The organism is Melaminivora alkalimesophila, assembly GCF_000282995.1.
GTDB lineage: Bacteria > Pseudomonadota > Gammaproteobacteria > Burkholderiales > Burkholderiaceae_C > Melaminivora > Melaminivora alkalimesophila.
Map to the genome: position 1 here is coordinate 1 of NZ_ALEE01000396.1, position 10880 is coordinate 10880.

Consider the following 10880-nt stretch of genomic DNA (forward strand, 5'->3'; position numbering starts at 1 on the left):
CAGGTGCAGCCGCCGCGCCGGTGGCTCAGACGCCGGCCGCGTGGGCCTGCTGGTCGGCGTGGTAGCTCGAACGCACCATCGCGCCCACGGCGGCGTGCGAGAAGCCCATGGCATAGGCCTCGCGCTCGAACATCTTGAAGGTGTCCGGGTGCACATAGCGGCGCACCGGCAGGTGGGCGCTGGAGGGCGCCAGGTACTGGCCGATGGTGAGCATGTCGATGCCGTGTGCGCGCATGTCGCGCATCACCTGCAGGATTTCCTCGTCGGTCTCGCCCAGGCCGACCATCAGGCCGCTTTTGGTGGGCACATCGGGGTGCAGTTCCTTGAATTTCTTCAGCAGGTTCAGGCTGAACTGGTAGTCCGAGCCCGGCCGCGCCTGCTTGTATAGGCGGGGGGCGGTCTCCAGGTTGTGGTTCATCACGTCCGGCGGCGCGGCCTTCAGGATCTCCAGGGCGCGGTCGTCGCGGCCGCGAAAATCCGGCGTCAGGATCTCGATGCGCGTGGCGGGTGACAGCGCGCGCACCTGGCGGATGCACTCGATGAAGTGGCCCGCGCCACCGTCGCGCAGGTCGTCGCGGTCCACGCTGGTGATGACCACGTAGTTCAGTCTCAAAGCGGCGATGGTGCGCGCCAGGTTCAGGGGCTCGTCCGGGTCGAGCGGGTCGGGCCGGCCGTGGCCGACGTCGCAGAACGGGCAGCGGCGCGTGCACTTGTCGCCCATGATCATGAAGGTGGCCGTGCCGCGGCCGAAGCATTCGCCGATGTTCGGGCAGGAGGCTTCCTCGCACACCGTGTGCAGCCTGTGCTCGCGCAGGATGGCCTTGATCTCGTAGAAGCGCGTGGTCGGGCTGCCGGCCTTCACGCGGATCCACTCGGGCTTCTTCAGCACCTCGCCAGGCTCGACCTTGACGGGGATGCGCGCCAGCTTGGCCCCGGCCTTCTGCTTGGCCGAGGGGTCGTAGGACTCGCGCGGCTGCGCCTCGCGGACGACTTCGGAGGTGCCGGCGCTGCTGGCAGTGCGGGTGATGCTGAAGGTGCTGGTGGAGCTCATGGCTGGCAAGGCGATCGCCGCGGGAAAGGACGGGCTCAGGGGGCGAGGCGCCTGCGCAGTTGCTCGGTAAGCACGGCGGCGGCCTCGTCCCAGGAGGCTTGGACGCCGATTGTAGAAAGGTCCACCGTCTGCAACCCCACGTAGCCGCAAGGGTTGATGCGCGCGAACGGCTCCAGGTCCATCGCCACGTTCAGCGCCACGCCGTGGTAGGTGCAGTGGCGCGAGATCTTGATGCCGAGCGCGGCGATCTTGCCCAGGCCGGTGAAGTCGGGCTGGGGGGGTGGCGCACCGGGCACGCGCCGCTGGGGGCGCTGCTCCAGCATGGCGTGGCCGAAAGGATCCTGAAGGCGCACGTAGATGCCGGGCGCGCCGGCCACGCGGTGCCCGGTGACGCCGAAATGCGCAAGCGTGCGGATCACCGCCTCCTCGACGCGGAAGACGTATTCCTTGACGTAGTAGCCGGCGCGCTGCAGGTCGACCAGCGGGTAGGCGACCACCTGGCCGGGGCCGTGGTAGGTCACCTGGCCGCCGCGGTCGGTGGCGACCACGGGGATGTCGCCCGGCGCCAGCAGATGGCTTTCCCGGCCCGCCAGGCCCTGGGTGAAGACCGGCGGGTGCTCGCACACCCACAGCTCGTCGGCGGTCGCGGTTGTGCGCCCGGCGGTGAAGCGCTGCATGGCGGCGTAGGTGTCGGCATGGCCCACCCGCCCGAGCAGGCGCAGCTGCATGGACATGGTCCTAGAGCACGACCTTGACCAGCGGATGGCCGGTCAGGGCCTGGTAGAGCGCGTCGAGCTGCCCGCGGCTGGTGGCGGTGATGGTGATGGTCACGCCCTGGTAATTGCCGCCGCGGCTGTCGCGCAGTTCGACGGTCGCCGGATCGAAGCTGGGGTCGAAACGCTGCGCCAGCTCGACCACCGCCTCCACCAGACCCGGCGCCTTGGCGCCCATGACCTTGATGGGAAAGGACGACGGGTACTCGATCAGCGAGTCCTTGCGCGGATCGGCGGCGCTGCCGTTGGGAGGGGCGGAAGAGGTCATGGAAAAGGTGGGGCAGGAGCGGCGCAGGGCGGGCAGAGCCGGCGCCGGGGCGCGGGCAGCCCAGCCACTTGGACGGTCCGGGGTTTGTACCTATAATGAGAGGCTTTGCGAAAGTTCCGGCCTGGCCTGTAGGAGAGATCCAGCGAATGACGAAGGCCGCCTTCGAGACCGAAACTGAGGGTGAGGAAGACGACTTCAAGCCCTTGAGTGCCGAAGAGGCGGCGCGCTGGCGGGAACGCCAGCGGGAGGTGTCGCCGTGGCGCATCGTTGCCGTGCAGTTGCTGGCTGCGGTGCTGGTGGCCCTCGTGGCCTGGGCCTGGTCCGGCCGCGCCCCGGTGGGGTGGTCGGCGGGCTACGGCGGTCTGGCGGTGGCCTTGCCGGCGGCGCTGTTTGCGCGCGGCGTGCACCGCCGACGCGCGTCGGCCGGTGCGGCGATGGCGGCCCTGATGGGCTGGGAACTGGTCAAGATCGTATTGACCGTCGCCATGCTGGCGGCGGCGCCGCGGCTGGTGCCGGGCCTGAGCTGGCTGGCCCTGCTGGCCGGCATGGTGGTGGTGATGAAAACGTACTGGGTCGCGCTGCTGGCGCGCCCCGGTGTCCGACGAACCGTTTGACATTTGAGAGAAGAGTTGTCCGATGGCCGCAGATGCGAATGCACCGACTGCAAGTGAATACATCGTTCACCACCTGCAGCACCTTCAGAACATCCCGCAAAAGTCCATCATCGACTTCTCGGTGGTGAACCTCGACTCGATCGTCGTCGGCGTGCTGCTGGGCGCGCTGATGCTGTTCGTCTTCTGGCGCGCCGCGCGCAAGGCGACCTCGGGCGTGCCGGGGCGCTTCCAGGCGGCCGTGGAGATCCTGGTCGAGATGGTGGACAACCAAGCCAAGGCGAACATCCGCAACGCCGAGAGCCGCAAGTTCATCGCCCCGCTGGCGCTCACCGTGTTCGTCTGGATCTTCCTCATGAACGCCATGGACCTGCTGCCCGTGGACCTGCTGCCGGTGCTGTGGCAGGGCGTGACGGGCGATGCGCACGCGCCGCTGCGCGTCGTGCCCACGGCCGACCTGTCGACCACGCTCGGCCTGGCGGTGGCGGTGCTGCTGCTGACCTTCTACTACAGCGTCAAGATCAAGGGCGCCGGCGGCTGGGCACACGAACTGGTCACTGCCCCCTTCGGCACCAGCAAGAACCCCTTCTTCGCCGTGATCCTCGGCGTGGTCAACCTGCTGATGCAGGTCATCGAATACGTTGCCAAGACGGTCTCGCACGGCATGCGACTGTTCGGCAACATGTACGCTGGTGAGCTGGTGTTCTGCCTGATTGCCCTGATGGGCGGTGCGGCGGCCATGTCGCTCTCCGGTGTGTTGCTCCCCGTGGGGCACATCATCGCAGGCTCCATCTGGGCGATCTTCCACATCCTGATCATCACCCTGCAGGCCTTCATTTTCATGATGCTGACGCTGATCTACCTCGGCCAGGCGCATGAGGCTCACTGAGCTTTCCTTTCCCCTTTCCTTTCAACCCAACCTTTCTTTTCATCCTTAGGAGTCACCATGGAAAACATTCTCGGCCTCGTCGCTCTGGCTTGCGGTCTGATCGTCGGTCTCGGTGCCATCGGCGCCTCGATCGGCATTGCCCTGATGGGTGGCAAGTACCTGGAGTCCGCCGCCCGCCAGCCCGAGCTGATCAACGAGCTGCAGACGAAGATGTTCATCCTGGCCGGCCTGATCGACGCGGCCTTCCTGATCGGCGTGGCCATCGCCCTGCTGTTCGCCTTCGCCAACCCCTTCGTCCTGGCCTAAGAGACTCCCGACGCCCACGAATAGAAAGGTGTTGCCGTGAGTATCAACGCGACCCTGTTCGTTCAGGCCATCGTCTTCCTGATCCTGGTGTGGTTCACGATGAAGTTCGTGTGGCCGCCGATCGCGAAGGCGCTGGATGAGCGAGCCATGAAAATCGCCGATGGTCTCGCTGCTGCCGACCGCGCCAAATCCGAGCTTGCCGCCGCCGACCAGCGCGTCAAGCAGGAGCTGGCGGCCGCCAGCAACGAAACCGCGAGCCGCCTGGCCGATGCCGAGCGGCGCGCCCAGGCCATCATCGAGGAAGCCAAGGCGCGCGCCACCGACGAAGGCAACAAGATCGTCGCAGCCGCCCGCGCCGAGGCCGAGCAGCAGGCCATTGCCGCCCGCGAGGCGCTGCGCGAGCAGGTGGCGGCCCTGGCCGTCAAGGGCGCCGAGCAGATCCTGCGCAGGGAGGTCGATGCCGGCGTCCATGCCGAGTTGCTCAACCGCCTCAAGACCGAGCTGTAAGGAGCGATCAATGGCCGAACTCGCCACCATTGCCCGCCCTTACGCCGAGGCCCTGTACCAGGCCTGCGCCGACGCCCAAGGCGGCGCGGACCTGGGCAGTGCCACGGCCTGGGTGGACGAGCTGGCGGCGATTGCCGCCAACCCCGAACTGCGCCAGCTGGCGGACAACCCGAAGGTCACTGCCGAGCAGGTCTTCGAGCTGATCGCGGGCGTGGTGCGCTCGCCGCTGCCCGACCTGGGGCGCAACTTCCTGCGCACGGTGGTCGACAACGGCCGCGTGCAGGTCCTGCCCGAGATCGCGACGCAGTTCCGCGCCCTGGTCAACCAGCAAAACGGCTCCTCCGACGCCATCGTCTACAGCGCCTATCCGATCGACGAGGCGGCGCTGTCCGGGCTGCGCGACGCGCTGGAGCGGCGCTTCGGCCGCCGGCTCAACCTGTCCGTGCAGGCCGACGAATCGCTGATCGGGGGCGTGCGCGTGGTGGTGGGTGACGAGGTGCTCGACACGTCGGTGCGCGCCCGCCTCGAACAAATGAAAGCGGCCCTCGTGGCCTGATGGCCGCAGGTTTCGGCCATTCCAAAGGAAAGAAGGAAAGAGTCATGCAACTCAATCCCGCAGAAATTTCTGAACTGATCAAGAGCCGCATCGAGGGCCTGGCAGCCAGCAGCGACATCCGCAACCAGGGCACCGTGATCTCGGTGACGGACGGCATCGTGCGCATCCATGGCCTGTCGGAAGTGATGCAGGGCGAAATGCTCGAGTTCCCGCCCACCCCCGATGGCCAGCCCACCTACGGCCTGGCGCTGAACCTGGAGCGCGACTCGGTCGGTTCGGTGATCCTGGGCGAGTACGAACACATCTCCGAGGGCGACACCGTCAAGTGCACGGGCCGCATCCTGGAAGTGCCCGTCGGCCCCGAGCTGATCGGCCGTGTGGTCGACGCGCTCGGCACCCCGATCGACGGCAAGGGCCCGATCAACGCCAAGATGACGGACGTGATCGAGAAGGTCGCGCCGGGCGTGATCGCGCGCCAGTCGGTGGACCAGCCCCTGCAGACCGGTATCAAGTCGATCGACTCCATGGTGCCGATCGGCCGTGGCCAGCGCGAGCTGATCATCGGCGACCGCCAGACCGGCAAGACGGCGGTGGCCATCGACGCCATCATCGCCCAGAAGGGCCAGGGCGTGACCTGCATCTACGTCGCCATCGGCCAGAAGGCGTCGTCGATCAAGAACGTGGTGCGCGCGCTGGAGCAGGCCGGCGCGATGGAGTACACCATCGTCGTGGCGGCCTCGGCCTCCGAGTCGGCGGCCATGCAGTACGTGTCGGCCTACTCGGGCTGCACCATGGGCGAATATTTCCGCGACCGCGGCCAGGACGCGCTGATCGTCTATGACGACCTGTCCAAGCAGGCGGTGGCGTACCGCCAGGTCTCGCTGCTGCTGCGCCGCCCGCCGGGCCGCGAAGCCTATCCCGGCGACGTGTTCTACCTGCACTCGCGCCTCCTGGAACGTGCCGCGCGCGTGAACGCCGACTACGTCGAAGCCTTCACCAAGGGCGAAGTCAAGGGCAAGACCGGCTCGCTCACGGCCCTGCCGATCATCGAGACGCAGGCCGGCGACGTCTCCGCCTTCGTTCCGACCAACGTGATCTCGATCACCGATGGCCAGATCTTCCTGGAGACCAGCCTGTTCAACGCCGGCATCCGCCCCGCCATCAACGCCGGTATCTCGGTGTCGCGCGTGGGTGGCGCCGCCCAGACCAAGCTGATCAAGGGCCTGTCCGGCGGTATCCGTACCGATCTGGCGCAGTACCGCGAGCTGGCCGCGTTCGCGCAGTTCGCCTCCGACCTGGACGAGGCCACGCGCAAGCAGCTCGACCGCGGCGCGCGCGTGACCGAACTCTTGAAGCAGCCGCAGTACAGCCCGCTGCCCATCAGCCTGATGGCGGCCTCGCTGTTCGCGGTGAACAAGGGCTTCCTGGACGACGTGGACGTCAAGCGCGTGCTGGCCTTCGAATCGGGCCTGCACCAGTTCCTCAAGACCAGCCACGCCGCGCTGCTGCAGCGCCTGGACGACAACCGTGCCTTCGACAAGGAAGGCAAGGACGAGGCCGAGCTGACGCAGGCCATCACGGCGTTCAAGAAGAGCTTCGCTTAAAGCGGCGAAGGAGGAGTCTTCATGGCAGCAGGCAAGGAAATACGCGGCAAGATCCAATCGGTGGAGAACACCAAGAAGATCACCAAGGCCATGGAAATGGTGGCCGCGTCGAAGATGCGCAAGGCGCAGGACCGCATGCGCGCCGCCCGCCCCTATGCCGAGAAGGTGCGCCAGATTGCCGCCCACCTCGGCCAGGCCAACCCGGAGTACGTGCACCCCTTCATGCGGGTGAACGACGCCAAGGCCGCGGGCGTCATCGTGGTGACCACCGACAAGGGCCTGTGCGGCGGCATGAACACCAACGTGCTGCGTGCCGTGACGACCAAGCTGCGCGAGCTGCAGGGCGCGGGCGTGCAGGTGCAGACGGTGGCCATCGGCAACAAGGGCTTCGGCTTCCTGAACCGCATCGGCGCGCCGGTCGTGGCGCACGCCACCGGCCTGGGCGACACGCCGCACCTGGACCGCCTGATCGGGCCGGTCAAGGTGTTGCTGGACGCCTATGCGGAGGGCAAGATCAACGCGGTGTACCTGTCCTACACCAAGTTCATCAACACCATGCGCCAGGAGTCGGTGGTCGAGCAGCTGCTGCCGCTGTCCTCCGAGGAGATCCAGGCCGGCAAGGGCAGCGGTGCGAGCTGGGACTACATCTACGAGCCGGATGCGCAGAGCGTGATCGACGAGCTGCTGGTGCGCTACGTGGAGTCGCTGATCTACCAGGCCGTGGCCGAGAACATGGCCAGCGAGCAGTCCGCGCGCATGGTCGCCATGAAGGCCGCCACCGACAACGCCGGCAACGTGATCGACGAGCTCAAGCTGGTCTACAACAAGACCCGCCAGGCGGCGATCACCAAGGAACTGTCCGAGATCGTCGCCGGCGCCGCAGCCGTCTGACCGGCCGTCCGCCCAGGTTTCACACAAATTTTTGGAGCAAACAATGGCTCAAGAGAACATGCAAGCAGGCACCAACGCACAGGGCAAGATCGTCCAGTGCATCGGCGCCGTGGTGGACGTGGAGTTCCCGCGCGACCGGATGCCCAAGGTGTACGACGCCCTGAAGCTGGAAGGCTCGGCCCTGACGCTGGAAGTGCAGCAGCAGCTGGGCGATGGCGTGGTGCGCACCATTGCGCTGGGCTCGTCGGACGGCCTGAAGCGCGGCCTGATGGTGACCAACACCGGCAACCCCATCACCGTGCCCGTGGGCAAGGCGACGCTGGGGCGCATCATGGACGTGCTGGGCACGCCCATCGACGAGCGCGGCCCCGTGGACCAGACGCTCACCGCCTCGATCCACCGCAAGGCCCCTGCCTACGACGAGCTGTCGCCGTCCCAGGAGCTGCTGGAGACCGGCATCAAGGTGATTGACCTGGTGTGCCCGTTCGCCAAGGGCGGCAAGGTGGGCCTGTTCGGCGGCGCCGGTGTGGGCAAGACCGTGAACATGATGGAGCTCATCAACAACATCGCCAAGGCGCACTCGGGCCTGTCGGTGTTTGCCGGTGTCGGTGAGCGCACCCGCGAGGGCAACGACTTCTACCACGAGATGGCCGATTCGGGCGTGGTGAACCTGGAGAACCTGGGCGAATCCAAGGTGTCCATGGTCTACGGCCAGATGAACGAGCCGCCGGGCAACCGCCTGCGCGTGGCGCTCACCGGCCTGACGATTGCCGAGTCCTTCCGCGACGAAGGCCGCGACGTGCTGTTCTTCGTGGACAACATCTACCGCTACACGCTGGCCGGCACCGAGGTGTCCGCCCTGCTGGGCCGCATGCCTTCCGCCGTGGGCTACCAGCCGACGCTGGCCGAGGAAATGGGCCGCCTGCAGGAGCGCATCACCTCCACCAAGGTCGGCTCCATCACCTCGATCCAGGCCGTGTACGTGCCCGCGGACGACTTGACCGACCCCTCGCCCGCCACGACCTTTGCCCACCTGGACTCCACCGTGGTGCTGTCGCGTGACATCGCGGCGCTCGGTATCTACCCGGCCGTGGACCCGCTGGACTCCACCAGCCGCCAGCTCGACCCGCAGGTCGTGGGCGAGGAGCACTACCAGGTCGCCCGCCAGGTGCAGGGCACGCTGCAGCGCTACAAGGAACTGCGCGACATCATCGCCATCCTGGGCATGGACGAGCTGGCGCCCGAGGACAAGCTGGTCGTGGCGCGCGCGCGCAAGATCCAGCGTTTCCTGTCGCAGCCCTTCCACGTGGCCGAGGTGTTCACCGGCTCGCCCGGCAAGTACGTGCCGCTGTCGGAGACCATCCGCGGCTTCAAGATGATCGTGGCCGGCGAGTGCGACCACCTGCCCGAGCAGGCCTTCTACATGGTCGGCACCATCGACGAAGCCTTCGAGAAGGCCAAGAAGCTGGCGTCCTGATGGAAGCCGCGCCGGGCGGACCCCGACCTGCCCGGCGCCCGTTTTCCCTGCCCAGCCTTCACCCTTTTTGAGGACAAGCCAAGATGAACACCATCCACGTTGATGTGGTCAGTGCCGGGGAGTCCATCTTCTCCGGCGAGGCGCGCTTCGTCGCGCTGCCGGGCGAGGCGGGCGAGCTCGGCATCTATCCCCGCCACACGCCGCTGATCACCCGCGTCAAGCCGGGCTCGGTGCGCATCGAGCTGCCGGACGGCAACGAGGAGTTCATCTTCGTCGCCGGCGGCATCCTGGAGGTGCAGCCCGACTGCGTCACGGTGCTCTCCGACACCGCCATCCGCGGCAAGGACCTGGACGACCAGAAGGCCCAGGAGGCCAAGCGCGCCGCCGAGCAGGCGGTGCAGAACGCCAAGAGCGAGCTGGACCTGGCGCGCGCCCAGTCGGAGCGGGCGATCATGGCGGCCCAGCTGGCCGCGCTGCGCAGGTTCCGCGAAAAGCGCTGAAAGCGTCTTTCTGTAAAGGCGCTGGACGTGCGGGCGTTGCCTGCGCGGCAGTCCGTCGTACAGAGAAACCGCCCGCGGGCGGTTTTTTCGTTCCCGCGGCCCTGGTGTAGGCCGCTCTCCGACAGACCGACGCGCGCGCGCCGGGGCCGCGCCGGGCAGCGGCGGGGCTAGCATGGGCCCATGCCACGCGCCGCCGCCCGCCAACCCTCAAGCCCCGCTTGTGCGGACCCGGAGGGTGTGCGATGAGCAGCAGCGACGCCGACTTGGTGGTCGCCCGCCCCGAGGGTCTGTACTGCCCACCCGGTGGCTTCTACATCGACCCCTGGCGGCCGGTGGAGCGCGCCGTCGTCACGCACGCGCACTCCGACCATGCGCGCCCCGGGCACGGCCATTACCTGGCGCACGCGCTGAGCGCCGGCGCCCTGCGTGCACGGCTGGGCGCGGACATCTGCCTGCAGACGCTGGAATATGGCGAGCAGGTCGCGCACCACGGTGTGCGCCTCTCGCTGCATCCGGCCGGGCATGTGCTCGGCTCGGCGCAGGTGCGCATCGAGCATGGCGGCCAGGTCTGGGTGGCCTCGGGCGACTACAAGCTGGAGGACGACGGCACCTGCGCGCCCTTCGAGCCGGTGCGCTGCGACACCTTCATCACCGAGTCGACCTTTGGTCTGCCGATCTACCGCTGGCCCAGCCAGCCGGAATTGTTCTGCGAGATCGACGGGTGGTGGCGCGCCAATGCGGCCGCCGGGCGGCCTTCGGTGCTGCTGTGCTACGCCTTCGGCAAGGCGCAGCGCATCCTGCACGGCGTGGACCGCAGCATCGGCCCGATCGTGGTGCACGGTGCGGTGGAGCCGCTCAACGCGGTGTACCGGGCGGCCGGCGTGGAGCTTGCGCCCACGCTGCGCGTGAGCGATCCGGGCGTGGATGCGCAGCTGCTGCGCCGCGCGCTGGTGCTGGCCCCGCCCTCGGCGCAGGGCACGCCCTGGATGCGGCGCTTCGCCCGCCACTCGGATGCCTTTGCCAGCGGCTGGATGCAGCTGCGCGGCGCGCGCCGGCGCCGCGGCGTGGACCGGGGCTTCGTCATGTCCGACCACGCCGACTGGCCGGGGCTGCAGGCGGCCATTGCCGCCACCGGTGCCGAGCGGGTGTTCGTCACGCACGGCAGCGTGGCGACGCTGGTGCGCTGGCTGCGCGAGGAGCGTGGCCTGGATGCGCGCGCCTTCCAGACCGAATACGGCCAGGAAGATGAGCCGGCGGTCGCCGCGGGCCCCGATGGCCGTGGGGAAGGGGCGGGCGCATGAAGCGTTTCGCCGCCCTGTACCGGCAGCTCGATGCCAGCACCTCGCTGCTGGCCAAGCAGGCGGCGCTGCGCGAGTACCTGCAAGCGGCGGCACCGGAGGATGCGGCCTGGGCCGTGTACTTCCTGGCGGGCGGCAAGCCGCGCCAG

At 68.0% G+C, this 10880-nt stretch carries 13 protein-coding genes; 10 read left to right on the forward strand and 3 right to left on the reverse strand.

All coding sequences use genetic code 11. The features are described 5' to 3' along the window. Window positions 1-25 precede the first annotated feature (25 nt). The 3 genes from lipA to A612_RS07590 are packed head-to-tail and all read right to left on the reverse strand — an operon-like array spanning window position 26 to window position 2092. Window positions 26-1051: a lipoyl synthase gene (gene lipA, locus A612_RS07580; protein ID WP_019373902.1), complete on the reverse strand. Its 1026-nt coding sequence runs from the start codon at window positions 1049-1051 to the stop codon at window positions 26-28. Between the two features lie 35 nt (window positions 1052-1086). Beyond that, window positions 1087-1779: a lipoyl(octanoyl) transferase LipB gene (lipB, locus tag A612_RS07585; protein ID WP_040436318.1), complete on the reverse strand. Its 693-nt coding sequence runs from the start codon at window positions 1777-1779 to the stop codon at window positions 1087-1089. 10 nt (window positions 1780-1789) lie between these two features. Then, the gene (locus tag A612_RS07590; RefSeq protein WP_019373904.1) at window positions 1790-2092 is read right to left on the reverse strand and encodes a YbeD family protein; all 303 of its coding nucleotides are present in this window, start codon (window positions 2090-2092) and stop codon (window positions 1790-1792) included. A 146-nt stretch (window positions 2093-2238) separates the two neighbouring features. On the opposite strand from A612_RS07590, the gene A612_RS07595 reads away from it, so the two are divergent. The 10 genes from A612_RS07595 to A612_RS07640 all read left to right on the forward strand — a co-directional run bounded on the left by A612_RS07595 (window position 2239) and on the right by A612_RS07640 (window position 10734). Further along, window positions 2239-2706: an ATP synthase subunit I gene (locus A612_RS07595; protein WP_019373905.1), complete on the forward strand. Its 468-nt coding sequence runs from the start codon at window positions 2239-2241 to the stop codon at window positions 2704-2706. Window positions 2707-2728: 22 nt separating this feature from the next. After that, window positions 2729-3592 (forward strand): F0F1 ATP synthase subunit A, encoded by an 864-nt coding sequence (gene atpB / locus A612_RS07600; protein ID WP_019373906.1) that lies wholly within the window; start codon window positions 2729-2731, stop codon window positions 3590-3592. Window positions 3593-3649: 57 nt separating this feature from the next. Continuing rightward, the gene (gene atpE, locus A612_RS07605; protein ID WP_019373907.1) at window positions 3650-3898 is read left to right on the forward strand and encodes a F0F1 ATP synthase subunit C; all 249 of its coding nucleotides are present in this window, start codon (window positions 3650-3652) and stop codon (window positions 3896-3898) included. A 36-nt stretch (window positions 3899-3934) separates the two neighbouring features. Continuing rightward, window positions 3935-4405 carry a F0F1 ATP synthase subunit B gene (locus A612_RS07610; protein WP_019373908.1) on the forward strand — a complete coding sequence of 157 codons (471 nt, stop codon included), beginning with the start codon at window positions 3935-3937 and terminating at the stop codon, window positions 4403-4405. 10 nt (window positions 4406-4415) lie between these two features. Continuing rightward, the gene (locus A612_RS07615; protein WP_019373909.1) at window positions 4416-4961 is read left to right on the forward strand and encodes a F0F1 ATP synthase subunit delta; all 546 of its coding nucleotides are present in this window, start codon (window positions 4416-4418) and stop codon (window positions 4959-4961) included. Between the two features lie 44 nt (window positions 4962-5005). Then, window positions 5006-6565, forward strand: a complete 1560-nt coding sequence (gene atpA / locus A612_RS07620; RefSeq protein ID WP_019373910.1) for a F0F1 ATP synthase subunit alpha — start codon at window positions 5006-5008, stop codon at window positions 6563-6565. Window positions 6566-6586: 21 nt separating this feature from the next. After that, on the forward strand, window positions 6587-7456 hold the full coding sequence (atpG, locus tag A612_RS07625; protein WP_019373911.1) for a F0F1 ATP synthase subunit gamma: 870 nt from the start codon (window positions 6587-6589) through the stop codon (window positions 7454-7456). 43 nt (window positions 7457-7499) lie between these two features. Then, window positions 7500-8933 (forward strand): F0F1 ATP synthase subunit beta, encoded by a 1434-nt coding sequence (gene atpD, locus A612_RS07630; RefSeq protein ID WP_051001471.1) that lies wholly within the window; start codon window positions 7500-7502, stop codon window positions 8931-8933. Window positions 8934-9016: 83 nt separating this feature from the next. Continuing rightward, window positions 9017-9433 carry a F0F1 ATP synthase subunit epsilon gene (locus tag A612_RS07635; protein WP_019373913.1) on the forward strand — a complete coding sequence of 139 codons (417 nt, stop codon included), beginning with the start codon at window positions 9017-9019 and terminating at the stop codon, window positions 9431-9433. A 242-nt stretch (window positions 9434-9675) separates the two neighbouring features. Next, window positions 9676-10734 carry a ligase-associated DNA damage response exonuclease gene (locus tag A612_RS07640; RefSeq protein WP_019373914.1) on the forward strand — a complete coding sequence of 353 codons (1059 nt, stop codon included), beginning with the start codon at window positions 9676-9678 and terminating at the stop codon, window positions 10732-10734. Window positions 10735-10880: the final 146 nt, after the last annotated feature.

Excerpts from the sequence above, each read along its gene's own strand:
- lipA (WP_019373902.1), bottom strand. The coding sequence starts at position 1,051 with ATGAGCTCCACCAGCACCTTCAGCATCACCCGCACTGCCAGCAGCGCC.
- lipB (WP_040436318.1), bottom strand. The coding sequence starts at position 1,779 with ATGCAGCTGCGCCTGCTCGGGCGGGTGGGCCATGCCGACACCTACGCC.
- A612_RS07590 (WP_019373904.1), bottom strand. The coding sequence starts at position 2,092 with ATGACCTCTTCCGCCCCTCCCAACGGCAGCGCCGCCGATCCGCGCAAG.
- A612_RS07595 (WP_019373905.1), top strand. The coding sequence starts at position 2,239 with ATGACGAAGGCCGCCTTCGAGACCGAAACTGAGGGTGAGGAAGACGAC.
- atpB (WP_019373906.1), top strand. The coding sequence starts at position 2,729 with ATGGCCGCAGATGCGAATGCACCGACTGCAAGTGAATACATCGTTCAC.
- atpE (WP_019373907.1), top strand. The coding sequence starts at position 3,650 with ATGGAAAACATTCTCGGCCTCGTCGCTCTGGCTTGCGGTCTGATCGTC.
- A612_RS07615 (WP_019373909.1), top strand. The coding sequence starts at position 4,416 with ATGGCCGAACTCGCCACCATTGCCCGCCCTTACGCCGAGGCCCTGTAC.
- atpA (WP_019373910.1), top strand. The coding sequence starts at position 5,006 with ATGCAACTCAATCCCGCAGAAATTTCTGAACTGATCAAGAGCCGCATC.
- atpG (WP_019373911.1), top strand. The coding sequence starts at position 6,587 with ATGGCAGCAGGCAAGGAAATACGCGGCAAGATCCAATCGGTGGAGAAC.
- atpD (WP_051001471.1), top strand. The coding sequence starts at position 7,500 with ATGGCTCAAGAGAACATGCAAGCAGGCACCAACGCACAGGGCAAGATC.
- A612_RS07635 (WP_019373913.1), top strand. The coding sequence starts at position 9,017 with ATGAACACCATCCACGTTGATGTGGTCAGTGCCGGGGAGTCCATCTTC.
- A612_RS07640 (WP_019373914.1), top strand. The coding sequence starts at position 9,676 with ATGAGCAGCAGCGACGCCGACTTGGTGGTCGCCCGCCCCGAGGGTCTG.